At 38.9% G+C, this 24,620-nt stretch carries 23 protein-coding genes, 2 tRNA genes, 1 pseudogene and 1 other annotated feature; of the genes and pseudogenes, 23 read left to right on the plus strand and 3 right to left on the minus strand.

From position 1 onward, the window contains the following. The first annotated feature begins 115 nt into the window (after positions 1–115). The 20 genes and pseudogenes from gerE (at position 116) to WA279_RS00850 (ending at position 18,050) form a co-directional block, all read left to right on the plus strand. Positions 116–340 (plus strand): spore germination transcription factor GerE, encoded by a 225-nt coding sequence (gene gerE / locus WA279_RS00755; protein WP_003184172.1) that lies wholly within the window; start codon positions 116–118, stop codon positions 338–340. Between the two features lie 243 nt (positions 341–583). Continuing rightward, positions 584–1,024 carry a MarR family winged helix-turn-helix transcriptional regulator gene (locus WA279_RS00760; protein ID WP_003229573.1) on the plus strand — a complete coding sequence of 147 codons (441 nt, stop codon included), beginning with the start codon at positions 584–586 and terminating at the stop codon, positions 1,022–1,024. A 7-nt stretch (positions 1,025–1,031) separates the two neighbouring features. Further along, on the plus strand, positions 1,032–1,850 hold the full coding sequence (gene racE, locus WA279_RS00765) for a glutamate racemase (protein ID WP_015251521.1): 819 nt from the start codon (positions 1,032–1,034) through the stop codon (positions 1,848–1,850). A gap of 114 nt (positions 1,851–1,964) precedes the next feature. Further along, positions 1,965–3,065, plus strand: coding sequence for a spore germination protein GerM (gene gerM, locus WA279_RS00770; protein WP_021480263.1), 1,101 nt, complete (start codon positions 1,965–1,967; stop codon positions 3,063–3,065). 109 nt (positions 3,066–3,174) lie between these two features. Beyond that, positions 3,175–3,912: a ribonuclease PH gene (gene rph, locus WA279_RS00775; protein WP_003246039.1), complete on the plus strand. Its 738-nt coding sequence runs from the start codon at positions 3,175–3,177 to the stop codon at positions 3,910–3,912. 12 nt (positions 3,913–3,924) lie between these two features. Continuing rightward, entirely contained in the window at positions 3,925–4,521 is a 597-nt protein-coding gene (locus WA279_RS00780; protein ID WP_336153910.1) for an XTP/dITP diphosphatase, read from the plus strand. 15 nt (positions 4,522–4,536) lie between these two features. Then, the gene (locus tag WA279_RS00785) at positions 4,537–5,046 is read left to right on the plus strand and encodes a metallophosphoesterase (RefSeq protein ID WP_015384295.1); all 510 of its coding nucleotides are present in this window, start codon (positions 4,537–4,539) and stop codon (positions 5,044–5,046) included. A 129-nt stretch (positions 5,047–5,175) separates the two neighbouring features. Further along, positions 5,176–5,249 (plus strand) — tRNA-Arg (locus tag WA279_RS00790). Between the two features lie 132 nt (positions 5,250–5,381). After that, positions 5,382–6,395: pseudogene (locus tag WA279_RS00795) on the plus strand (tyrosine-type recombinase/integrase). Positions 6,396–6,548: 153 nt separating this feature from the next. Continuing rightward, positions 6,549–7,031, plus strand: a complete 483-nt coding sequence (locus WA279_RS00800; protein ID WP_336153913.1) for a hypothetical protein — start codon at positions 6,549–6,551, stop codon at positions 7,029–7,031. A 302-nt stretch (positions 7,032–7,333) separates the two neighbouring features. Continuing rightward, positions 7,334–10,540: a type I restriction-modification system endonuclease gene (hsdR, locus tag WA279_RS00805; RefSeq protein WP_336153915.1), complete on the plus strand. Its 3,207-nt coding sequence runs from the start codon at positions 7,334–7,336 to the stop codon at positions 10,538–10,540. 113 nt (positions 10,541–10,653) lie between these two features. Further along, on the plus strand, positions 10,654–12,084 hold the full coding sequence (locus WA279_RS00810) for a class I SAM-dependent DNA methyltransferase (RefSeq protein ID WP_336153916.1): 1,431 nt from the start codon (positions 10,654–10,656) through the stop codon (positions 12,082–12,084). A gap of 17 nt (positions 12,085–12,101) precedes the next feature. Further along, positions 12,102–13,583, plus strand: coding sequence for a restriction endonuclease subunit S (locus WA279_RS00815; protein ID WP_442894659.1), 1,482 nt, complete (start codon positions 12,102–12,104; stop codon positions 13,581–13,583). A 461-nt stretch (positions 13,584–14,044) separates the two neighbouring features. Then, entirely contained in the window at positions 14,045–14,182 is a 138-nt protein-coding gene (locus tag WA279_RS00820) for a recombinase family protein (RefSeq protein ID WP_336153921.1), read from the plus strand. Between the two features lie 25 nt (positions 14,183–14,207). Then, positions 14,208–14,345, plus strand: coding sequence for a recombinase family protein (locus tag WA279_RS00825; protein ID WP_336154392.1), 138 nt, complete (start codon positions 14,208–14,210; stop codon positions 14,343–14,345). A 13-nt stretch (positions 14,346–14,358) separates the two neighbouring features. After that, positions 14,359–14,601 (plus strand): hypothetical protein, encoded by a 243-nt coding sequence (locus tag WA279_RS00830; RefSeq protein ID WP_336153923.1) that lies wholly within the window; start codon positions 14,359–14,361, stop codon positions 14,599–14,601. 397 nt (positions 14,602–14,998) lie between these two features. Beyond that, positions 14,999–15,958, plus strand: coding sequence for a ParA family protein (locus WA279_RS00835; protein WP_336153925.1), 960 nt, complete (start codon positions 14,999–15,001; stop codon positions 15,956–15,958). A gap of 16 nt (positions 15,959–15,974) precedes the next feature. Then, positions 15,975–16,301, plus strand: coding sequence for a hypothetical protein (locus WA279_RS00840; RefSeq protein WP_336153927.1), 327 nt, complete (start codon positions 15,975–15,977; stop codon positions 16,299–16,301). A gap of 1 nt (position 16,302) precedes the next feature. Further along, positions 16,303–16,989, plus strand: coding sequence for a hypothetical protein (locus WA279_RS00845; RefSeq protein WP_336153929.1), 687 nt, complete (start codon positions 16,303–16,305; stop codon positions 16,987–16,989). 969 nt (positions 16,990–17,958) lie between these two features. Beyond that, a tRNA-Arg gene (locus WA279_RS00850) sits at positions 17,959–18,050 on the plus strand. Positions 18,051–18,108: 58 nt separating this feature from the next. Here WA279_RS00850 and WA279_RS00855 read toward each other — a convergent pair. After that, positions 18,109–18,933: a YsnF/AvaK domain-containing protein gene (locus tag WA279_RS00855; RefSeq protein WP_336153930.1), complete on the minus strand. Its 825-nt coding sequence runs from the start codon at positions 18,931–18,933 to the stop codon at positions 18,109–18,111. A gap of 217 nt (positions 18,934–19,150) precedes the next feature. Here WA279_RS00855 and WA279_RS00860 point away from each other — a divergent pair, with 217 nt between their 5' ends. Further along, positions 19,151–20,461: a Kelch repeat-containing protein gene (locus tag WA279_RS00860; RefSeq protein WP_336153931.1), complete on the plus strand. Its 1,311-nt coding sequence runs from the start codon at positions 19,151–19,153 to the stop codon at positions 20,459–20,461. A 132-nt stretch (positions 20,462–20,593) separates the two neighbouring features. On the opposite strand, the gene WA279_RS00865 is transcribed toward WA279_RS00860, so the two are convergent. Together WA279_RS00865 and cotQ are read right to left on the minus strand one after the other, a co-directional pair. Continuing rightward, positions 20,594–21,049, minus strand: a complete 456-nt coding sequence (locus WA279_RS00865) for a GNAT family N-acetyltransferase (RefSeq protein WP_268555709.1) — start codon at positions 21,047–21,049, stop codon at positions 20,594–20,596. A gap of 164 nt (positions 21,050–21,213) precedes the next feature. Then, positions 21,214–21,549 carry an inner spore coat protein CotQ gene (gene cotQ / locus WA279_RS00870; protein ID WP_038827685.1) on the minus strand — a complete coding sequence of 112 codons (336 nt, stop codon included), beginning with the start codon at positions 21,547–21,549 and terminating at the stop codon, positions 21,214–21,216. 446 nt (positions 21,550–21,995) lie between these two features. Then, positions 21,996–22,242 (plus strand) — a binding site (T-box leader). 121 nt (positions 22,243–22,363) lie between these two features. Here cotQ and ilvB point away from each other — a divergent pair. Together ilvB and ilvN are read left to right on the plus strand one after the other, a co-directional pair. Then, complete coding sequence (gene ilvB / locus WA279_RS00875) at positions 22,364–24,088, plus strand: acetolactate synthase large subunit (protein ID WP_336153934.1); 1,725 nt, start codon at positions 22,364–22,366, stop codon at positions 24,086–24,088. Continuing rightward, entirely contained in the window at positions 24,085–24,603 is a 519-nt protein-coding gene (gene ilvN / locus WA279_RS00880) for an acetolactate synthase small subunit (RefSeq protein ID WP_004399096.1), read from the plus strand. The genes ilvB and ilvN overlap by 4 nt, the downstream gene beginning before the upstream one ends. The last annotated feature ends 17 nt before the right edge of the window (positions 24,604–24,620 follow it).

Raw genomic sequence — 24,620 nt, forward strand, 5'->3', positions numbered from 1 at the left:
ACTAATTATCTTGTAAACGTCACCTCCTGCGCCCTTCTTACATATGATATCTCGACTATATCAAAACCCATTCGTTTCTGATTCGCTCTCACCTTAGCAAGGAGGGTTACAATACTTGAAGGAGAAAGAATTTCAATCGAAGCCGCTGCTAACGAAAAGAGAAAGAGAAGTGTTCGAATTGCTCGTTCAAGATAAGACAACAAAGGAGATTGCAAGCGAGCTATTTATCAGTGAGAAAACCGTTCGAAACCATATTTCAAATGCCATGCAGAAATTGGGTGTGAAAGGGCGTTCGCAAGCCGTTGTTGAGCTTCTTAGAATGGGTGAGCTAGAGCTTTAATCCTTGCCGGTATTCCTTCTTTTGGAAGGAGCCGGTTATTGCTGTTTGTTTGGAACATTCGAAACCATATTTGGAATGCTGTGCAAAACGTAGGCAAGTCATAAATTAAATTTTATTTCTTGATGTTGTTTGACTAAAGTCCTCTATTTCTCTCCTGCGAGTCTTGCATTTTCTTCAAAAAAGAAGGAAAATAGACACGGAACGCTTTTGTGCGTAAGAGATCCTTGAGTGAGGGATGGACAAATGACATCAAAACCTTTGGAGCATGTTGCGGATATTGAAAAGTCACTCCGCCACATTGCCGCGATCATTAAGCAAAAAGGACGAGAAATCCTTAACCAATATGCGATTACGCCGCCGCAATTTGTCGGCTTGCAATGGCTTTATGAATTAGGAGATATGACAATCGGTGAATTATCGGGCAAAATGTATCTGGCATGCAGCACGACAACAGACCTAATCGACCGCATGCAAAAAAATGAGCTTGTTGAGCGGGTCAAGGACCCGGCGGACAGACGTGTTGTCCGGATACATCTGCTGCCTGAAGGAGAACGGATTATCCAAGAGGTCATTACAAAAAGACAGGAATATCTGCGTGATATGTTCGAATCGTTTACAGATGAAGAAATAGCCATCTTCGAAAAATCTTTGATGAAACTGCAGCATGAAATGAAGAGAAAATGAGGCGATTTTGTTGGAACAACCAATAGGAGTCATTGATTCCGGGGTTGGCGGTTTAACCGTTGCGAAGGAAATCATGAGACAGCTACCTAAAGAAAATATTATCTACGTCGGGGATACGAAACGGTGTCCTTATGGGCCGCGCCCTGAAGAAGAGGTGCTTCAATATACGTGGGAGCTGACGAATTATTTACTCGAAAACCACCACATCAAAATGCTCGTGATCGCCTGTAACACAGCAACAGCGATCGCATTGGATGACATCCAGCGAAGCGTCGGTATACCGGTGGTCGGAGTGATCCAGCCTGGTGCGAGAGCAGCGATAAAAGTGACGGATAATCAGCATATCGGTGTCATCGGCACAGAGAATACGATTAAGAGCAATGCATACGAAGAGGCGCTTTTGGCATTAAATCCTGATCTGAAGGTTGAAAACCTTGCCTGCCCGCTGCTTGTGCCTTTTGTGGAAAGCGGGAAGTTTCTTGACAAAACAGCAGACGAGATTGTCAAAACCTCGCTGTATCCGTTAAAAGATACATCGATTGATTCGCTGATTTTAGGCTGCACCCACTATCCCATTTTGAAAGAAGCCATTCAAAGATATATGGGAGAACACGTTAACATTATTTCGTCCGGCGATGAAACAGCCCGGGAAGTCAGCACGATTCTCTCGTATAAAGGGCTGCTGAACCAGTCTGCGAATGCTCCGGATCATCAGTTCTTGACAACAGGAGCGCGTGATCAGTTTGCGAAAATCGCAGACGATTGGTTTGGCCATGAGGTGGGCCATGTGGAATGCATCTCACTGCAAGAACCGATTAGAAGATAGTTTTCCCCGCAACGGTATGTTGCGGGTTTTTTTCTGTTTTGCCGGAATTCTTCGGTCTATTTCCTAAAGAGGCTCGTATACATAATAGTACAAACATCCTTAGGAGGGAAAAGTATGCTGAAAAAAGGACCTGCAGTCATTGGTGCCACTTGTCTCACCTCTGCCTTGCTTTTATCCGGATGCGGTTTGTTTCAATCTGATAAGGCAGCCGAGGAAATTGATCCGCCTCAAGACGTTACATTCGTGAACGATGAAGCGGGTGCCAATTCAAATACAACAGCAGCCAAAAAAACAGAAAGTGAAAAAAGCGATACCGCAAAAGCGGATCAAGCCTCATCTACTGTCATGAGGGAGCTTTATCTCATTGATAAAAACGGGTATGTTGTTGCGCAAACGCTGCCTCTCCCTAAAAGTGAGAGCACGGCTAAGCAGGCGCTTGAATACCTCGTACAGGGCGGGCCTGTGTCTGAAATTCTTCCGAATGGCTTCAGAGCTGTATTGCCGGCTGACACCACCGTTAACGTTGACATCAAAAAAGATGGAACGGCGATAGCTGATTTCTCTAATGAGTTCAAAAATTATAAGAAAGAAGACGAACAGAAAATCGTTCAGTCTGTGACGTGGACGCTGACGCAATTTAGTTCGATAGATAAAGTGAAGCTGAGAATAAACGGGCATGAACTGAAGGAGATGCCTGTAGGAGGGACACCGATCTCAGATGATTTAAGCCGCAAAGACGGCATTAATTTGGAAACAGCCGGTGTAAATGATCTCACTGCTACCCATCCGCTGACAGTCTACTATTTGGCGGAAAATGAAGACAGTGAATACTACGTGCCGGTGACGAAACGAATCGACAATTCGGAAAAAGACGACATCACAGCAGCCATTAATGAATTGGCTAAAGGCCCAAGCAAGGTGAGCGGGCTGTTAACAGACTTCAGTGAAGATGTAAAGCTGGTCAGCAAACCGAAAATCAAAGACGGGCGCGTGACGTTGGATTTCAATCAATCTATATTCGGCAGCGCCGATGAGAAGACGAAAATGATTTCTTCAGAAGTTCTGAACAGCATTGTGCTGACGTTAACGGAGCAGCCGGATATAAAAGGCGTGTCTGTTAAAGTGAACGGAAAATCAGAGCTGGTAAATGAAAAAGGCGAAAAGCTCACAGAACCGGTCTCCAGACCTTCTCAAGTGAATACGGGTAGTTTTTAAATTGGGATTTTTGATATACTAGAAGAAAGAGGTTAGCGTTCCGGCTGCCTCTTTCTTTATTCAATTCCGGGACAAAAATGGTTTATGTACATACAATCGGAGGTAAAACATGAGACATGACGGAAGACAACACGATGAGCTGCGTCCAATCACATTCGATTTGGATTTTATCAGCCATCCGGAAGGTTCTGTTCTAATAACAGCGGGAAATACAAAGGTAATCTGCAACGCGTCTGTTGAGGACCGCGTACCACCGTTTTTGCGGGGCGGAGGGAAAGGCTGGATTACAGCAGAGTACAGCATGCTGCCGCGGGCAACAAACCAAAGAACAATCAGAGAATCTTCTAAGGGGAAAATTTCCGGCAGAACAATGGAGATCCAACGCCTGATCGGCCGCGCGCTTCGAGCTGTTGTAGATCTGGAAAAGCTCGGTGAACGGACGATTTGGATTGACTGTGATGTCATTCAAGCTGATGGAGGAACTAGAACAGCTTCCATTACAGGCGCATTTCTTGCTATGGCGATTGCGATTGGCAAGCTGATCAAAGCAGGAACAATCAAGACAAATCCGATCACTGATTTTCTTGCTGCGATCTCTGTTGGAATTGATAAGGAACAGGGAATTTTGTTAGATTTAAATTATGAAGAAGATTCCTCTGCTGAAGTTGACATGAATGTCATCATGACAGGCAGCGGCCGTTTTGTGGAACTGCAGGGAACCGGGGAAGAGGCAACTTTTTCTAGAGAGGATCTGAACGGTCTTCTCGGTCTTGCGGAAAAAGGAATCCAAGAGCTGATTGACAAGCAAAAAGAAGTGCTGGGTGATTCTCTGCCAGAACTGAAATAAAGACAGAAAGGCTTGATCATCATGAAAGAAGCAATTATTGCAACACATAATCCGGGAAAAGTGAAGGAATTCAAAGAAATTCTTGAGCCAAGAGGCTATGATGTCAAATCTTTAGCTGAAATTGGATTCGCAGAAGAAATTGAAGAAACAGGCCATACATTTGAAGAAAATGCCATTCTGAAAGCGGAAGCTGTTTCCAAAGCAGTGAACAAAATGGTGATTGCGGACGACTCCGGTCTATCCATCGATAATCTTGGCGGCAGACCCGGGGTTTATTCAGCCCGCTATGCAGGAGAACAGAAAGACGACCAGGCAAATATCGAAAAAGTGCTCAGCGAGCTGAAAGGTATTGAAAAAGAACAGCGCACCGCCCGTTTCCGCTGCGCACTGGCCGTGAGTATTCCCGGAGAGGAAACAAAAACAGTCGAAGGCCATGTTGAAGGGTATATTGCTGAAGAACCGAGAGGAGAATATGGCTTTGGCTATGACCCAATTTTTATCGTGAAAGATAAAGATAAGACAATGGCTGAACTGACAAGTGATGAAAAAAATAAAATCAGCCATAGGGCTGACGCGCTTAAAAAGCTGTCTAAGCTTTTGGAGGCATAAGGAGGAAGCTTGTACATGAACGTGCTGATTATCAGTGACAGCCATGGGCTTGAAGAAGAACTCCAAACCATTGCGAAACGGCATGAGGCAGAAGTTGATCTCATGATTCATTGCGGGGACTCTGAGCTTGAAACGAGGCATCCTGCATTGGAGCCTTATGCGGTTGTAAAAGGCAATTGCGATTTTGCCGGCGATTTTAAGGACGAGCTTCTACTGACTGCCGGTTCAAGAAAAATACTGGTCACACACGGCCACCTTCACGGTATAAAACAGACCTTGTTAAACGTATACTATCGTGCAGAGGAGCTCGGAGCGGATATTATCTGCTTCGGGCATTCGCACATCGCGGGAAGCGAAGTGCTGCGGGGCAAACTGATGATTAACCCAGGCAGCATCCGGCTTCCGAGGGTGCGCAGGACAGAAAGCTATGCTATACTGACATTAGAAAATGATGCTGCGACAGTCCGTTTTTACGACCAAGCAGGCAATGAAATTGAGGATCTGCAAAACCGAGTCACACTATGAAAATGTCATGAGGAAGAAAATTTTCTTCCTCATGAAAAAAATTCTAAAAAACCGTTGACTTATTATTGCATCCCATATATAATAAATCTTGTCGCTGATAGTTAAAGCGAAAAACAAAAAACAAAACGTGTCCCAGTAGCTCAGCTGGATAGAGCAACGGCCTTCTAAGCCGTCGGTCGGGAGTTCGAATCTCTCCTGGGACGTAGAGAAATCGGGTGTAAAGCCCGTCAAATCAACCTTCTATATCGTATAGTGAAACGGTCAGTATAACGGTCACGTAAGAAATTACACCTGTTATTGGCTTATATCACTTTTGATATAGGAGGTTTTTTGTTGTGACCAAAAGAAAAGGATTATTAGATGTGGATGTAAATGGATTATTAAATGGATTAACCATTACTAGTACTAGTTCCACCGCTCCAAAAGAAAAAATAAAACAATTTGAGGTCTTGGATCACTCAATGATGGTTTCTGATGCTCTCGAAACCATCACTAGGCAAATGAAGGTGAGCGGGAATAGAAGGCGTACAATAAGCGATTATGTCCTTCATGTAGAGCATTTTCAGAGTATAACAAACGTAAACCATGTTGCTGATATTACAGCCGATACGGTCTATAAATGGCTAGATAGTATGAATGTAAGCAATCAAACTAAATTAACACGATTGAAATGTCTAAAAGCATTCCTCTCCCGCTGTTTTAATAACGGTTGAATTGAAATAAAGTTTTGGAAAACCATTAATATAAAGGTCGATCAAAAGGTTAAGGAAGGTGCTACAGAGCGTGATGTTAATGTGCTGCTCTCTTTATTGGACTTAAGCAATTTCATTCAGCTGAGGGACGCTACAGCTGTCCTAGTGATTTTTAAAATTGGTATTCGAATAAATACATTAACCCAACTTGAAGAGCGCCATATAGACTTCAATAATAATGTGCTGAATTTAGAAGGCAGTATTATGAAAAATCATCAGCAAATTAAATTACCTTTTGACGACGTAATTAAAAGGATGCTAAAGGTATTGATAAAACAAAATGCCATGATTAGAGATGGATACGGCAAGAAGAACAGTCTGATTTTTATTACTAAGTACGGTGATGTTATATCAAACTCTCCAACGCATAATAACATTCAAAAACGGCTAAACAAATATGCTAAGATGTACGGTTTGAAAAATATCAACCCTCATGCTTTGAGAAGGGGTTTTGCTAAATTATTGTTAGATAAGGGGGCAAATGTTGCTGTGATATCTAAGGCATTAGGACATAGCGATATTTCCGTCACAACTAAGTATTTGCATTTGGATGTTGATGAAGTAGCGAATAGCCTTCGCTCTTATCTGGATGTCTAAGGGAATGAAACGCTTAGCCCATCACTCAAATAAAGTGGCTCAGTATGTTGAAATATCAAGACAAACCTATGAGGGGGCGATTAATTCCTTATAGTAATAATCGTTGATCTCTGTATAAACAAATAATTATTGAATATGATGAGAGGAGAAATTATGGATAAAAATATAATTAAAGAATTTATAGAGGATTCAAAACACGTTACTTTTCATTTCGTATATGAGGAAAATAGCGGGAAAATTCGGGTCTTAAACAACCATGGATACGAAATTAGTCCAGAATCTGGAACAGCGATAATAGAGGGAATGACCAAGGCATATGTAAATTTAAGTGATGTTGAAATGAATAACATTAGAATGCATAATGCAGAAAATGACCTGTGGAATTATTCTCAATCCTATGGACCTAGAGCATTAGAGACACCTTTTAGAAATAATCTAAAAGGGAATTGGGGATTTACCTGTGGAATGTGTGGAAAAAAGGTATCTAGCAAGACTGATAGTAGTTGGTGGAGAATTGTTGGTTCAGATTATGAATCAAACCATAAATATTGCTCAGAGCAATGTATTCAACCAGTCCTATCTGAAATAAAACAAAAAATCAAAATAGAAACATATGAAAGATTTGGCGTTAGATAATACATTATATATCAACAGCAGTACATTAAATCAATTTCAGTGATGTAATTTAAGCGAGCGGTCAAATGACTGTTCTCTGTTTTTATAATCTAAAATTAAATTGAGGCTCTTCTTTTTATCGATCAAATCTGATGTCGTAGCCTCGATATTTAAACAATAACTAATAAAACACCACTTGGTTAAAGAATGAACCTAAACTAAGGAGCAGAGTAGAAAAAAAGAGCGATACATCTTATTCCCTAATTTTTGCATGATTATAGTATAATGGGCACAAACAACCTTTTAGGAAAACGGTGATAACAATGAGTGGCAACTTTTCATTTTTTCAAGGGAAATGGGATGTACTTGCTAACTTGGGAGAGACAGCTGAGAGAAATGTATATCATGACCCCCATACAACAGTAATGAAACTGCGATTGTTTGCTGAGACATTAACTAAATTTATCCTTGCGGCTGAAAATATTAAAGAGGCATATGGTACAACACAAGTGGATCGCATTAACACTTTGCGTCGGGAAAGGTTACTTGAGCCTGAATTAATTGATATATTAGAGGCTCTTCGTCGCAAAGGGAATGTAGCGATGCATGAAGCGGATTATGGAAAAGTAGAAGAAGCAAAGGCTTTGTTGCAATTAACGTTCCGCTTGTCCATTTGGTTCATGGAGGTATATGGTGATTGGGATTTTCAAGCACCAGAGTATACAGAACTTCAAGAACAAGTAGAACAGAGTACAGAAACACTTCAGCGAGAATATGAGGAGAAAGTCAAAAAGCTTGAAGAAGAATTAGAGGCAATTCGTCGACAGGCGGAAGTGGAACAAGAAGAGGTAAAAATCGAACGTAAAAAGATATCCAAAAACTTTATGCGTCGACAGCAATTAACTGAAGCTGAAACACGTACGATTATTGATGGAAAACTACGTGCTGTTGGGTGGGAAGTAGACACAACTGTACTCAATCATCAAAAGAACGGAACGCTGCCAGAGAAAAATCGAAACATGGCAATTGCTGAATGGAAGGTCAATGGCGGCAGGGTTGACTATGCGTTGTTTATTGGCTTAAAGCTTGTTGGCTTTATTGAAGCTAAGGCAAAAAAGAAAACGATTCCTGGCGCATTAGAAAGTCAAACAAAAGTGTATGCAAAAAATGTGGCACAAGTCGAAGATGAGGTCATCACACCTACAACAGGTGAATATAAAGTGCCGTTTTTATACGCAACGAACGGCCGACCATACTTGAGACAACTTCAAGAAGAGTCGGGCATCTGGTTTTGGGATTCACGTAAACCGTTAGAACATGCTCGCCCATTAGAAGGCTGGCATTCACCTGATGACTTGCAGCTTCTTCTTAGTCAAGATGATAAGGATGCAAATAAACGATTAGAAGAAGAGGATATTACGAAGTTTGGTTTGCGTCATTATCAGCAAAGAGCGGTACTTTCCGCTGAAAAGGGATTAAAAGAAGGGCAACGAAGAATGCTTATTGCGATGGCAACTGGAACTGGGAAAACTCGTACAGCTATCGCCCTCATGTATCGCTTAATTAAGTCCAAAAAATGTCGTCGTATTCTTTTCCTTGTAGACCGTAATTCGTTAGGAAAACAGACAGAGGATGCACTTAAGGATACAAAAATTGAAGGCTACTCATTTGCTGATATATACGATGTAAAGTCTTTAGAAGACATGTCTCCAGAAGTTGAAACGAAGGTGCAAATTGCGACGGTGCAGGGAATGGTTAGAAGACTTTTCTATAGCGATAACGAGAAGCTTCCAAGTGTCGGGCAGTATGATTTCATCATTGTAGATGAAGCACATCGTGGCTATACAAGTGACAAAGAAATGTCAGAGGAAGAATTGGAATTCCGTGACCAAAATGATTATATTAGCCAATACCGGCGTGTAATTGATTATTTTGATGCGGCATGTTTAGGACTTACTGCAACACCAGCTCTTCATACAACAGAGATTTTTGGTATGCCTATTTTTAAGTATTCTTATAGTGAAGCGGTTCTGGATGGCTACTTAGTTGACCATGAACCACCATATCTGTTTAAGACAGAACTTTCACAAGTCGGCATTACTCTTGAAAAAGACGAAGAAGTTGAAGTGTATGATGTTGATAAAGGCGAGATTCAACTAGAAAAAATGGAAGATACCATTCATTTTGAGGTTGAGCAGTTTAATAAACGGGTAATTACTGAACCTTTTAATCGGGCGGTTCTAAACAAACTGGTTGAATACATTGATCCGACAGGAAAGGAGAAAACTCTTATCTTTGCAGCCACTGACCAACACGCAGATTTAGTTGTTCGGTTATTAAAGGAAGCCTTTAAAGAACGTGGCGATGAAATTGAAGATGATGCTATTATGAAAATTACTGGCTATATCTATAAGCCATTAGATGCCATTAAAAGGTTTAAGAACGAGCGGCTGCCAAATGTCGTTGTAACGGTTGATTTACTCACAACAGGTATTGACGTGCCGCCGATCACAAATTTGGTATTTTTAAGAAGAATACAATCTCGTATTCTCTATGATCAAATGCTTGGCCGTGCGACTCGTCTCTGCCCAGAGATTGGGAAAACACACTTTAACATCTACGATGCCGTTGGTATATATGACAAGTTGCAACATTATACAGAAATGAAACCAGTTGTGAAGAAACAAAACTATCGTATTGGTGAGTTGTATAATTCTCTTATAAATGCGACGACTGATGAGGAAGCTTCATTTTATCGTGATCAATTGGTAGCGAAAATTCAGCGTCGCAAACAAAGATTTGACGAAGAAGGCATGGGAAAGTTTGAAGAATTATCAAATGGAAAACATGTGGATGAATGGGTGAAAGAAATTCAAACATACTCACCGCAAGAAGCCACACAGTATAATATCCTATTTGAATACATGGAAACGTACCATGTAACACGTGAAAAACGCTATATATCTGATAAGGAAGATGAAGTAACAGACGTCATTCGTGGGTATGGTGAAGGAAACAAGCGACCAGAAGATTATCTGGATGGTTTTGTTCGATTTATCCAAGAAAATATCAATGAAATTCCCGCTTTGCATCTGATCTGTACACGGCCAAAAGATCTAACAAGACAAGATTTACGAGAACTTATGACGATTTTAGAAACAAAAGGCTTTAAGCAATCTCATTTACAAACCGCTTGGAAACAGACAAAAAATGAGGACATTGCAGCAGATATTATTAGTTTTATTCGCCAAGCTGCATTAGGTGAAGCACTCGTTGACCATGAAGCACGTATTAAACAGGCAATGCACAAAGTGTATTCACTGCATGATTGGACGCCAAGGCAAAAGAAGTGGTTAGAGAGAATAGAAAAGCAATTACTTCAAGTGCCTGTTCTTGCGCCTACCGCAGAAGAGGCATTCTCGGAAGAACCTTTTAGAACGTCTGGTGGCTACAAATTACTGAAACGTGAGTTCGGTGACCATATTGATCATATTGTCAATATGATCAATGAGAACCTTTATATCAGCTAACGACTGTGCCTCTTCATTGAGGCACTTTTTTGGGTTATAATGAAAAGGTTCGCTTTCAACTAAAAATCATCAAATTTGATTTAATAGATAGAAGATTTCCAGGAGGAAAAAAGATGAATAACCAAGAAATCGTTCAAAAATTATGGAATTTATGCAATGTGCTTCGTGATGACGGTATTACATATCAACAATATGTCACGGAGTTAACCTATATTTTATTTTTAAAAATGATGAAAGAACAGCAAACAGAAAATGTAATACCCGAAGGATATAGATGGGATGATTTGCTAGAAAAAGAAGGAGTAGAACTCAAAACATTTTATCAACATCTTTTAATTAAGCTGGGTAATAGCGAGAATGCTCAATTGCGTCAAATTTACACTGATGCTGCTACAAGTATTACAGAACCCAAGAACTTAGAGAAAATTCTGAAGACCATTGATGGCCTTGATTGGTACAACGCAAAAGAAGAAGGTTTAGGTAATTTATATGAAGGCTTGTTAGAAAAAAACGCAAGCGAAACAAAATCAGGTGCTGGTCAATACTTTACGCCGCGTGTATTAATTGATGTAATGGTGCAACTGATTGACCCTAAACCTGGAGAAAAATGCAATGACCCTGCAGCTGGTACATTCGGTTTTATGATTGCGGCAGACCAGTATTTGAAAAATAAGACAGATAACTATTATGATTTAGATCCACAACTGGGCGTTTTCCAGAAGAAAGAAGCGTTTACTGGAATGGAACTCGTCACAGGGACTCATCGTCTTGCTCTAATGAATGCATTACTTCATGATATCGAAGGGCGACTGGAACAAGGAGATTCGTTATCTAGTAATGGAAAGTGGATGAAAAACTTTGATGTCATTTTAACCAATCCACCATTTGGGACAAAAAAAGGTGGAGAGAGTGTCTCGCGTGATGACCTGACGTTTGAAACTTCCAATAAACAGCTGAATTTTCTACAGTTAATTTATAATGCTTTAAAAGACGATGGTCATGCACGGGCAGCAGTTGTATTACCTGATAATGTCTTGTTTGAAAGCGGGGTTGGTGCACAGATTCGCCGTGATTTAATGAATAAATGCAATCTGCATACAATCTTACGCTTACCAACGGGGATTTTCTATGCCCAAGGTGTGAAAACTAACGTCTTATTTTTCACAAGAGGAAAAACAGACCAAGATAATACAAAGGATGTTTGGGTATATGATCTCCGCACCAATATGACGTCATTCGGAAAACGGAATCAGCTAACAATGGCACACTTTGAAAACTTCATGAAAGCATATGTAGCAGAAGACCGCTCAAAAGTAGAGGATGAACGTTGGAATGTGTTCACAAGAGAAGATATTGCAAAAAAAGGGGACAGTTTAGATATCGGTTTGATTGCGGATGAATCATTATCTTCCTATAACAACTTACCAGATCCAATTGAATCGGCAGAAGAGGCGATTGCGAAACTTCAACAAGCAATGGATTTATTAGGTGAAGTAGTTGAGGAGTTACGTGCTGTTGAAGAGGATGAGGTGGTCAAACAGTGAGTAAGAAAAAAAAGTCCATGGAAGAATTGTTAAGGGAAGCGTTAGTAATAGAAGAAGAGCAACCCTATGAAATACCAAATAATTGGGTTTGGACTAAACTAGGAGAACTAGGAGAATTAAAAGGTCGTATTGGTTGGAGAGGATATACGAAGTCTGATTTGAGAGAATCAGGTCCATTAGTTTTAGGTGCAGCACAAATTAATAAAAAAGATGAGGTTGATTTAAGTAACCCTGTTCACATTTCGATTGAAAAATTTAAGGAATCACCTGAGATTCAAGTTAATATTGGAGACATCCTAATTGTAAAAACAGGGGCTAGCATTGGAAAGATAGCACTAATAAAAGAGCAAATTGGTGATGCTTGTATAAATCCGAATGTTGCACTATTGAAAAACATAAGAATAAACAATTTTTATTTAGCGTTGTATATGCAAACAAGGCATTTTAAAAATGCCTTATGGGATAAGGTAAACTCTTCTGCTCAACCAGCTATAAATCAAGCATCTATAAAAACAACTAGTATTCCTGTACCCCCTGTAAATGAACAAAAACGGATTGCTGAGAAAGTGGAGCGTCTTTTAAGTAAAATTGAAGAAGCAAAGCAGTTGATTGAGGAAGCGAAGGAAACGTTTGAACTTCGTCGAGCTGCTATTTTGGATAAGGCGTTTCGTGGGGAATTGACTAGGAAGTGGAGAGGGGAAAATGCCGATATAACTACGGCTAATGAATGGATTGAACAAATAAATCTATTAAAAGAAGGAACAAAAACAAAGTATAAAGACCAATTAGACTCAAGTATTTTAGAAAAGCTATATAAATTGCCAAAAGAATGGAAGTGGGTGCGCTTAAATGACCTAATTGAAGCATCTACATATGGCACATCTGCTAAAACAAATGATGACGTAACTGGAACACCAGTATTAAGAATGGGGAATATTGTTGATGGTTATCTTGAACTAAATAACTTGAAGTATCTCCCGAACAATCATGAAGATGTTTTAAAATATGATTTACAAACTAATGATTTATTATTTAATAGGACAAATAGTTATGAATTAGTTGGTAAAACGTCTGTAATAACAGAAGATGTCTCAGAGAGATTTACATTTGCATCTTATCTAATCAGAGTTCGATTGTTTTATAAAGATTTTTTAGCTAGTTACGTTTCTCATTATATTAATAGCCATGTAGGACGCAAAATACTTCTATCAATGGTTACCCAACAGGTTGGACAAGCTAATATTAACTCACAAAAACTGGCTTCTTTACCGATTCCTTTACCTTCGCAGGAAGAAGTTATGGAAATTACAAACTGGCTTAATAATTATCGAGAACTAGAAAGCAAACAAAAAGAAATGATTCTAGTAGAAGAGAATATTGAAGCACTAAAGCAATCTATCCTCTTTAAAGCATTCCGAGGTGAACTGGGAACAAATGATCCAGGTGAAGAAAGTGCTATTGAATTGCTGAAAGAAGTGCTACAAGAACAAGTAAAATAGTTATAAGAAGGCATCCAAATTAATTGGATGTCTTTTATGGTTGCATACATGCCAAGTTGTGGTATTGGGTATGTTGGTGTCTTGGTTTGATACAGAAACCACTCTCATTCACAAACTGACAATCGGTAAATTTCCGACACGACTCACATTATCAATATGATTTAGCATGGTAAAGTAATAAGAATTGCAGTGAAACCTTATTCAAGTTCGATAATGATATCGATAGCAGAGGGGTAGACTTATAAGTGATATCAAAGAAAAGATACCGCTGCCTTTATTATGTTGTTTTCGATAAGCTATTTGTAAATTTAGAGCCTGCCTTAAGCTTACAGCGGATGGACATTAGTGAGTGTAAATTTGAAGTTGATAAATTAATTAACATAATGTAAATTAAGTTATTGATCCTAATTTTACATTATGCTATCTTTGATTCATCAGATAAGCACGGAAGAACGATGAACATGAACATAGCGTATATCAGAGTATCAACAGTTGAACAGAACGAAGCAAGACAAGTTGAAGCAATGAAGCAGTGCAAAATAGATAAGGAGTATCAAGAGAAAGTCTCAGCAAAAAATACAGACAGACCAAAGCTATAAGAGATGTTAGACTTTGCAAGAGAAGGTGATACAATCCTATGTTGCAGATTTCTCAAGATTAGCACGATCCACAAAAGACTTGTTAGAGCTAGTCGAACTATTAGAGTCAAAAGGAGTTCAATTAGTATCGATTAAAGAGAATATTGATCCTCAACTGCAATAGGTAGATTGATGTTTTGATTAGTGCTATTAATGATTTTGAACGTGAAAATATGCTTGAGAGACAGCGGGAAGATATTGCCATAGGCAAAGCGGAAGGGAAATATAAAGGAAGAAAAGAAGTATCAATCCCAGATTTCGATAAGCATTGTAAACGATATATGAGTCGTGAAGTATCGAAATCTCAGTTTGCTAAGGAACTAGGGATATCGAGACCAACACTAGACAAGTTAATTAAAGAGCATCAACAAGTAATTTAAGAGACTCTCAAAGGGGTCTTTTTTCATTTGTGAGAGATATGGGGGGCAATTTGCACATTTCACTGGGAGGATGTCAGGGATAAACTCACAGTTGGTTCATCCACACATCATGAAAAATCAAGGTCTTGCTCCAGTTAAAGGAGTGCAATTTACAATCCTCTTTAAAAATCAAAGAGTGTGGTATAATTTACCTATGTGTTTTATATAAGGAAGTAAAATAGTAGGTTCAAATAAAAGGGGGTAGGTATATTTGCACGTTAAGATTGGTATGACGATACGATACTAAGATTTTGTTGAAAATATTATTTTGAAATGTTATAGTTACGTTTATTTATAAGGTAATTTATAGTAGTAGAGGGAACTAATAGTATTCAATTTTGTGTGAGGAGTGAAGAATATGCCTAGAGAAGGTGTTGTGATTTCTTTTATTAATATGAAGGGAGGAGTAGGGAAAACTACATTAAGTATTGGAATTGCTGATTATTTAGCTCGGTATGAAGGTAAAAAGGTATTAATGATTGATATTGACCCGCAATTTAACGCTACACATTCTTTGTTAGATACATATAAGGAAAAGAAATCTATTACTACTAATGATGAAGATGTTGAAATAATTGATGATGAGAGTGTTGAAGTTACAATTTCGCAAGAATCAGTGGAAGACGATGAGGATGAAACTGAAGAAGTAATTAGCTTTTACAGCCAGGTATTACAAGAAAACAAAACAATCTTTCGATTATTTAAACCACAGTTAGATGTCAGTCATAAATTTATAATGCCAAAACCTGAAGAAATAATAATTAATGTTAAAGAAAATTTAGATATAGTATGTGGCGATTTGAATCTTGTGTTGGCAAATAAAATTAGTGATTCAGCCCTAGTTAAACGATTAAGAAACTTTATTAGTATTAATAAATTGAGAGAAGAATATGACTATATTTTAATAGATTGTCCACCTACTCTGACGATTTATACAGATAGTGCCTTATTAGCATCTGATTTTTATTTAATTCCGAATAGAATAGATAGATATTCTATAATTGGTATTGATTCATTACAAACTGCTATAAGTAACTTAGTAGATGATGAACAAATTCCATTAAAATGTTTAGGTATCATTTATACTATGATGAATAAAAAAATTAATTCAAAACAGAAAAAGATAAAAGATGATTTTGAATCAAAAAAGACAGTTAATAATTTAGATATATTTGATTCAGTTAGTCATGTTGTGAACCATATTCAATATGGATATAGTGGTACTTTGCCAACTAGATATAAATCTTCATTGGAAGATACTCAGGCAATAACTATAGAAATGATACAGAAGATAGAGGCTTTAAAAGTTAATTGCTGAATAGGAGGAGGCAAAGATGCAGGAATTAATAATTTTTAAAAATGAATTAAAAAATTCTAAGCCTTCAAGATATAAAGTGACAGGTATAGTAAGTGAAATGATATTATCTAAGGAAGTTTTCTTAAAAAATAGCGATATAAATGAATTCTTAAAACTTGTTTTCGAAGTAGAATTCAAGGAATATGTAATGTTATCTAGAACATTAATAGTAGCAAGAGTAATTAGGATTTTGGTTAAATATTCTGAAAGTGACTATCTTTCATGTAAAAAAAGGCTTTATAAATATTTGGACAGTAAAATCATTGCATCAAAGAAAAAGAATACTTTTGACGGTTGGTTATAAAATGAATGTTTTAGAAACTAAGCTAAGGAAAAAAGAAATTGATGATTTGATTGATTATATTGAGGATTATAATCAGAAAACCTTTTCGAAAACTATTGATAACGACAGTAAGGATTTTTATAGATTTGTCTCAAAACAGTTAGTATTTTTTAAATATATTTTGAATGCATATCCTAATTCTTATTTCATTAAAGTTCTAATATCTGATTTTCTTTCATTAATTTTAAATGATTTGAAAAATGAAAGAAGATATTATTATTTAAATCAACGCTCTATAATAGAAAATTATGTTAGACTGCTAGTAGAAGACGAAACATATATTACTCATGTAACTAAACAAGCGTTTTTAGATTTGCAAGCCAAATATGCTTCGGACATTACAGAAAGAGATTATGGGAAAATAATGAACGAGTATAAAATTGCTTGTTCATATATCCATGGTGGAGAGTATTTAAAAAAACATCTAGTGAATAGTTTTGAAGAGTGTTTACAAATTAAACCTAAAATATCTAAACGTAAAAGAAAAAATCAAATTGGACAATTTATAGATTTGATAAATATTTTAAATAATTTATTCTTGATTCATAAAGCGGAAGAAATTGATAGTTCATTTCATAGAAGTAAATTAGTATTGAAGTATTTGATGGGGACTAAGTATGTTGAGAAGTTAAGAGAGATAAACAAATAACCCGAAATATAGTGTGAATAGAATAAGATTTGAGATGTTAAAGCCTAGGCTTGTTTCTAGGCTTATTTTTATGTTTTGAAAAAATATATTCACAAATCGCAACAACTACTTTGCAATAGAAAATATAGTGAATGACTGACAGTAACGTGGAAACTTAATAACATTGTTCCAGAATTGTAAACCCTATCTCACTTATGGGAGATAGGGTTTTGCTTGGGTGAACATAAATCTTTGGGTATAATTCAGTTAACGGCATTAACAATCGTGAAGGCTTGCAATTAACAATCATGATTGCTATTCATAATCACCAAAAACCAAAAAACCTTGATATATCAACATTCTCAAACAATCCTAATGGGCGGAGGATTTACGATCGATAATCCGAATGCTATTGGTTACTTATGGCTGTGTTTTTTCCTTTAAATAAAGCAGCGGAGAATGTGGGTAATTGAAACACTCTAGATCGAGCATCTAACCTAGATATGGTTAGATGCTTTTTTATGGATTAAAGTTGGTGACGACAATTAATGAAGTACCGATTTTATTTATTATCAAAACCAGCTTTATCTGATTTATGATTTTGTTGGATAAATGATCAATCTATATCCCATTCTTTGTTGCAGTCTGGACATTTCCATTTAATAATCCTATCAGCTTCTATACTGCTTATACCAATTTTTCGTGTAAAATGGGCAGAACCATATACTTTCTGGATTCTTTCGGAATAGGCTCTCCTTGCAAATCAGCATTGCAATATGGACAGCATTCTTTGTTATCTCTCATGAAACCACTCTTTTAAATAAATACCTTTACCTTTTAATATAGCAGATTTAAGTACAACTGTATTACCTTTTCAATAGGGTTGTTTTCTACTATATGAATGCTTGAATTGTAAAGCATAAGCAAATATAATAGAAAATTAAGTCAATCGGTCAAAGTTCGGAAAGTGACTGTTATACATGAACGTGAACGAATAGCGATATAAAAAGGATGGAAGCTGGATAGAGCAACGGCCTTCTAAGCCGTCGGTCGGGAGTTCGAATCTCTCCTGGGACGTACCAAAAGAAAAACCTCAAATCCTAATTGGATTTGAGGTTTTTTGTTGTCGTCTTATGATTTTCATTTGTTATTTAACGGATCATCATCCAAGCCGTCAACTTTTCCTTCTTTATTCAGACGAGGTTCTTCTTTTTTCACAGTTTCAGAAATATGTTCATTTTCTTCAACAGTGCGTTTACCGACAACCACTTCATCAGTGACAACCGGTTTTTTAGTCACTTCCAGCTTTTCCTCAACGATTGGCACTCTGATCTCTTCCGAATCGTTGACGGGAGAAGCATCCGCTTTATTTTCATCCACTGGCCGGCGTTCGACATAAATTTCATCATGTCTCACCGGGATATCCATATCTCTTTTTTCTGTTTTTACTTCTTTTCCTATCTCTACTTCACCGGTTTGAACGTCTTCTTTATCGACTTTCAGCTGTTCTTCCCGGAGCGGCATCGTTTTTTCTTCTTTCGTTGTATAATCCGCCATTTCATTTGTGGTTGAAAAGCCGCCTGAAAGGGCACTGCCGTTATCAAGAGGAGCATTTACATCTGCATCTGTATTGACGGCTACCAGAAGTTTTCCGTCATCCAAATCTTCTTGATACTTGTCTATTTCATCCGTTTTAATATCCAAATCGGATAATGCTTTGCTGTGTGCAGCAGTATCATCCATTGTAAAATAATCTTTCAGTTTATCGAAAAAAGATTCAGATTCTCCCTGATGTGCATCGATGGCTTGATTGACCTCTGTTCCTGTACGTGACTCCAAATAATCTGTATCTCGCCGGCTTGTCACAACAGAGATGTCGTCAGAATCATAGCCTTTTGTGAGTAAGCCTTCAATCGCTGCGATGGTTTCCTGCGGAGTTTCGAATACACCAACTATGCTTTTCATATCAATCTCCTCCTTCATGAATTTGCATGATATCGTTCATGTCGTTTGTAATTCCCGCTGATCTTTAAAATAAACAAGATTGAAAACATCCGAGTTTTTTAGAGAAAACTTTAATTAGAATTTCCTGAAAAATGAATATACAGGAAAAGATATGAAAAAATTCATAGTCTTGCCGATATTTGTTTTGTGAAACAATTAAATAAAGGAGTGTTTTCTTTTGAAAAAATGGTTCGTTGTTTGTTTCTTATTTGTTATTGCGCTGTGTCAATCGCTCCAAACAGTTAGCGCGGAAACAGTTGAATGGAAAGAAAGAGCAGATTTGCCTGAGCCGCGTGTCGGCGCAAGCAGCGGTGTAGTAGATGGAAAGATATATGTGATAGGTGGCGGAACTGTAAAACCAGGTACTTATGGGAATCAAACGTTTGTCTATGATCCTAAAACAAATGAATGGACAAGAAAAGCCGACATGCCAACAGCGAGGGGGGGAGCTGCATCAGTTACTGTAGATGGGAAAATTTATGTCTTGGGCGGAATGTCAAACGATGGAGCTGTCAACACAATAGAAGTATATGATCCAAAAAAAGACACGTGGGGAAAATTGGATGATCTTCCTTTTGAAAGAAAGGTTCCAGCCTATAAGATTTATGCAGAAGCTATTGGAAAGAAAATATATGTTGTGGCCTTTGAAAATTCTAGATATGCAACGACTTACAGTTACGATCTCGAAACGAAAAAATGGCAGAAAAAACAGAATTTAAATTATGAAGTAACCGGAGCAGTAACCGGAGCTTCTACAGCAGTAATTGATAATAAACTATATATTCTTGGCGGAACTCATTATATACCCCAAATCGTTTATGTTTATGATCCAGAAAAAGACACATGGGTAGAAAATGGTAAAGGATTCACAGCAGGGTATTATTCTGCGCTTGCTTACAAAGGAAAAATTCTGATGACTGGAGGGGTAAACCGAATTAAGGTGTACGATCCTAAAAGTCAATCAGCTACAGCGGTAAAAAACCCTAAAGCCCCCTACAGAATGGCTCATTCTTCTGCCGTCATTGATGATACTCTTTACGTAATCGGTGGAAGAGAGGAAACATCCAGTTTTACTGGAAGTGCAGCCTCTAAATTTAAATCAGTAATGTCAATTTCATTGAAGGATTTAAACATACCATCCGATTCAGAGGAAACTCCGGGAGATAAGGATAAAGGATCAACAACACCTTCTGAAGGCAATTCAGGAGATAAGGACAAAGGATCAACAACACCTTCTGAGGATAACTCAGCAGAAGACGGAGACGCCCTTCTTGTTGTCACCATGGTAAACGGTTTGCAAAAAGAATATCAGCTGTCTATGAAAGAAGTGAACGGATTCCTCAAATGGTACAAGCAGCGTGATGCCGGAGAGGGACCGGGCTTTTATGAAATAGATGAGCATGACAACAACAAAGGGCCTTTTGAGAGTAAAAAGGATTATGTTGTGTTTAAAAATATTTTGATGTACGAAGTAAATAAATATAAATAAACCATCCATCCAAAAACCATCCAATGCAATGCTGGATGGTTTTTGTTGACTTACTCTATTAAGTTTTAGAAGGGAAAACTGTAAGGGATAGACAGACCTTCCCCTGCACTTATCTATCCTTATAAAGCCGTCTCACAATTCCTTCGTCATAAACACACTGTTTGGATCTTCAACATACTCTGCAAACGGTTCACAGTACTGAAAATCGAAGCTTTCATACAACTTTCTTGCCGGCTCAAATGAAGCCATTGAACCCGTTTCTAAGCTTAACCGCTCATAGCCTCGCTTTCCAGCTTCTTCAATGATATGCTGGAGAATTTGTTTGGCAACGCCTTTTCTTAAATGTGATGCAGATGTTCGCATTGATTTGATTTCTCCGTGCCGGCTGTCCAGTTCTTTTAGCGCTCCGCAACCGGCTAGTTCATCATCCTCCCATGCACTCCAAAATGTTATTCCAGGCCCTCTTAGTTTCTCTAAACCTAAGGCATGGATGCTTTCCGGCGGGGACATAAGCGTCATGCTATGTAAATGCTCATTCACCAGTGAAACCACCTGATGTCCAGTTAAATCATCTATTTTTATATGCATTTTATTCCTCCTCAAACATTCATCTTAATCATATTCCATCCTGTTTCCAACTATAAAGACAGATAATCTGACAGTATTGAAGCCTTTTTGGAATGTATGAGCTGCAAAAGATGCTTGAAAGCAAAAAAGAGGCCGAAATCGTTGTTCGGCCCTTGTGATTTTCTTTAATATCTAAAGCCTCCATGCACACCGGCTGTTCCGCTAAAACCGCCGACATGTGTCGCCGGAATACTGAACCCGCCGCTATGGCCGCTGAAGCCAGTGCCTGAAAATTGCTGCCCGAAAAAATCTGAAGTGTATGGATAAGAGGAGTACATAGCAGAGGGAGTGGTTAACGGGCTATATGCCTGGCTGAACGGCTGTCCGTATCCGTAGCCTCCAAATGGCTGATGGCTTTGCTGGTAAAAGGGAGGGACAGCAGGATAGTACTGCTGCGGAAAGCTCGGGAAGCTTGGAAAGCCTGCAGGGAATCCTTGCATGTCTGCTAATGATTTATTCATCGTATCACCTTTTCTTTGCAAGATACCATTAATGTATGCCGGGGAATAATAGGGGTGCCTATCCGAAATTGAAATGGATTGCAAGATGATCTGTCAGACTCAATCTATATACGAATCATATCGTGTTATAAAATCTTACATGTTTATATAAAATTGAATAATTCTGGTGTACTCTTGATAGATTAATAAAAAAATTATAAAAACTTTTAACATTTGCAATTCCTTTTGTACCAATAATGAAAGCGTATACAATATAGTTTGATTAATCGAAATTGTCTAATAATTTTAAAAAATGCTGTTGACACTGCGTCCAAAGCGGCGTAATATGAGTTCAACAAAAGATAAACGCAAGCTTCACAAGCGAAAATCATCGCAGTATGATTCTAAAAAAAGGAAAAACAAACGACCTTCTTGAACAGCTGGAAAGCCGTTCCGAAGGCTGAATATGAAAAGCGCAGATGAGGATAAGTAGCCTTGAAAAAGCTTTCCACAGAGAACCGGGTTAGCTGAGAACCGGCGAAGCTTTACAAGGTGAACTCGCCTCAGAGTGCCAGTCTGAAATGACAGTAGGACTTGGCCGGGTGAACTTGATTCACTCGTTACTAAAGCGGATAGAAATATCCATGAGACGGCCGATTAACAGGCCGTAAACAAGGGTGGTACCGCGGAAAGAAAAGCCTTTTCGCCCCTTTTAGCTATCGCAGTTACTGCGCGGCTGATTGTGGGCGGAAGGGCTTTTTTTATTGAATAATCAGCTATCTAGCTAATGAAAAGATGATCTTTAAAGGATGAAAATCCAAAAGGAGGAACTAAAATGGGGACTAATGTACAGGTGGATTCAGCATCTGCCGAATGTACACAGACGATGAGCGGAGCATTAATGCTGATTGAATCATTAAAAAAAGAGAAAGTAGAAATGATCTTCGGTTATCCGGGCGGGGCTGTGCTTCCGATTTACGATAAGCTATACAATTCAGGGTTGGTACATATCCTTCCCCGTCACGAACAAGGAGCAATTCATGCAGCGGAGGGATACGCAAGGGTCTCCGGAAAACCGGGTGTCGTCATTGCCACGTCAGGGCCGGGAGCGACAAACCTTGTTACAGGCCTTGCTGATGCCATGATTGATTCATTGCCGTTAGTTGTCTTTACAGGGCAGGTAGCAACCTCTGTAATCGGGAGCGATGCATTTCAGGAAGCAGACATTTTAGGGATTACGATGCCAGTAACAAAACACAGCTACCAGGTTCGCCAGCCGGAAGATCTGCCGCGCATCATTAAAGAAGCGTTCCATATTGCAACAACTGGAAGACCCGGACCTGTATTGATTGATATTCCGAAAGATGTAGCAACGATTGAAGGAGAATTCAGCTACGATCATAAGATGAATCTCCCGGGATACCAGCCGACAACAGAGCCGAATTATTTGCAGATCCGCAAGCTTGTGGAAGCCGTGAGCAGTGCGAAAAAACCGGTGATCCTGGCGGGTGCGGGCGTACTGCACGGAAAAGCGTCAGAAGAATTAAAAAATTATGCTGAACAGCAGCAAATCCCTGTGGCACACACCCTTTTGGGGCTCGGAGGCTTCCCGGCTGACCATCCGCTTTTCCTAGGGATGGCGGGAATGCACGGTACTTATACAGCCAATATGGCCCTTCATGAATGTGATCTATTAATCAGTATCGGCGCCCGTTTTGATGACCGTGTCACAGGAAACCTGAAACACTTTGCCAGAAACGCAAAGATAGCCCACATCGATATTGATCCAGCTGAAATCGGAAAAATCATGAAAACACAGATTCCTGTAGTCGGAGACAGCAAAATTGTCCTGCAGGAGCTGATCAAACAAGACGGCAAACAAAGCGATTCAAGCGAATGGAAAAAACAGCTCGCAGAATGGAAAGAAGAGTATCCGCTCTGGTATGTAGATAATGAAGAAGAAGGTTTTAAACCTCAGAAATTGATTGAATATATTCATCAATTTACAAAAGGAGAGGCCATTGTCGCAACGGATGTAGGCCAGCATCAAATGTGGTCAGCGCAATTTTATCCGTTCCAAAAAGCAGATAAATGGGTCACGTCAGGCGGACTTGGAACGATGGGATTCGGTCTTCCGGCGGCGATCGGCGCACAGCTGGCCGAAAAAGATGCTACTGTTGTCGCGGTTGTCGGAGACGGCGGATTCCAAATGACGCTTCAAGAACTCGATGTTATTCGCGAATTAAATCTTCCGGTCAAGGTAGTGATTTTAAATAACGCTTGTCTCGGAATGGTCAGACAGTGGCAGGAAATTTTCTATGAAGAACGTTATTCAGAATCTAAATTCGCTTCTCAGCCTGACTTCGTCAAATTGTCCGAAGCATACGGCATTAAAGGCATCAGAATTTCATCAGAAGCGGAAGCAAAGGAAAAGCTGGAAGAGGCATTAACGTCAAGAGAACCTGTTGTCATTGACGTGCGGGTTGCCAGCGAAGAAAAAGTATTCCCGATGGTGGCTCCGGGGAAAGGGCTGCATGAAATGGTGGGGGTGAAACCTTGAAAAGAATTATCACATTGACTGTGGTGAACCGCTCCGGGGTGTTAAACCGGATCACCGGTCTATTCACAAAAAGGCATTACAACATTGAAAGCATTACAGTTGGACACACAGAAACAGCCGGCGTTTCCAGAATCACCTTCGTCGTTCATGTTGAAGGTGAAAATGATGTTGAACAGTTAACGAAACAGCTCAACAAACAGATTGATGTGCTGAAAGTCACAGACATCACAAATCAATCGATTGTCCAGAGGGAGCTGGCCTTAATCAAGGTTGTCTCCGCACCTTCAACAAGAACAGAGATTAATGGAATCATAGAACCGTTTAGAGCCTCTGTCGTTGATGTCAGCAGAGACAGCATCGTTGTTCAGGTGACAGGTGAATCTAACAAAATTGAAGCGCTTATTGAGTTATTAAAACCTTATGGCATTAAAGAAATCGCGAGAACAGGTACAACGGCTTTTGCGAGGGGAACCCAGCAAAAGGCGTCATCCAATAAAACAATATCTATTGTATAAAACATAACAAGGGAGAG

The organism is Bacillus sp. 204(2023), from assembly GCF_037027505.1.
Lineage (GTDB): Bacteria > Bacillota > Bacilli > Bacillales > Bacillaceae > Bacillus > Bacillus subtilis.

Bases quoted from the DNA above. Each gene is read 5' to 3' on its own strand.
- WA279_RS00840 (WP_336153927.1), top strand. From the start codon at position 15,975: ATGCAGGAATTAATAATTTTTAAAAATGAATTAAAAAATTCTAAGCCT.
- WA279_RS00800 (WP_336153913.1), top strand. From the start codon at position 6,549: ATGGATAAAAATATAATTAAAGAATTTATAGAGGATTCAAAACACGTT.
- WA279_RS00865 (WP_268555709.1), bottom strand. From the start codon at position 21,049: ATGCATATAAAAATAGATGATTTAACTGGACATCAGGTGGTTTCACTG.
- hsdR (WP_336153915.1), top strand. From the start codon at position 7,334: ATGAGTGGCAACTTTTCATTTTTTCAAGGGAAATGGGATGTACTTGCT.
- gerM (WP_021480263.1), top strand. From the start codon at position 1,965: ATGCTGAAAAAAGGACCTGCAGTCATTGGTGCCACTTGTCTCACCTCT.
- WA279_RS00810 (WP_336153916.1), top strand. From the start codon at position 10,654: ATGAATAACCAAGAAATCGTTCAAAAATTATGGAATTTATGCAATGTG.
- WA279_RS00855 (WP_336153930.1), bottom strand. From the start codon at position 18,933: ATGAAAAGCATAGTTGGTGTATTCGAAACTCCGCAGGAAACCATCGCA.
- WA279_RS00815 (WP_442894659.1), top strand. From the start codon at position 12,102: ATGGAAGAATTGTTAAGGGAAGCGTTAGTAATAGAAGAAGAGCAACCC.
- WA279_RS00835 (WP_336153925.1), top strand. From the start codon at position 14,999: ATGCCTAGAGAAGGTGTTGTGATTTCTTTTATTAATATGAAGGGAGGA.
- ilvB (WP_336153934.1), top strand. From the start codon at position 22,364: ATGGGGACTAATGTACAGGTGGATTCAGCATCTGCCGAATGTACACAG.
- WA279_RS00760 (WP_003229573.1), top strand. From the start codon at position 584: ATGACATCAAAACCTTTGGAGCATGTTGCGGATATTGAAAAGTCACTC.
- rph (WP_003246039.1), top strand. From the start codon at position 3,175: ATGAGACATGACGGAAGACAACACGATGAGCTGCGTCCAATCACATTC.
- WA279_RS00785 (WP_015384295.1), top strand. From the start codon at position 4,537: ATGAACGTGCTGATTATCAGTGACAGCCATGGGCTTGAAGAAGAACTC.
- cotQ (WP_038827685.1), bottom strand. From the start codon at position 21,549: ATGAATAAATCATTAGCAGACATGCAAGGATTCCCTGCAGGCTTTCCA.
- WA279_RS00845 (WP_336153929.1), top strand. From the start codon at position 16,303: ATGAATGTTTTAGAAACTAAGCTAAGGAAAAAAGAAATTGATGATTTG.
- WA279_RS00820 (WP_336153921.1), top strand. From the start codon at position 14,045: ATGAACATAGCGTATATCAGAGTATCAACAGTTGAACAGAACGAAGCA.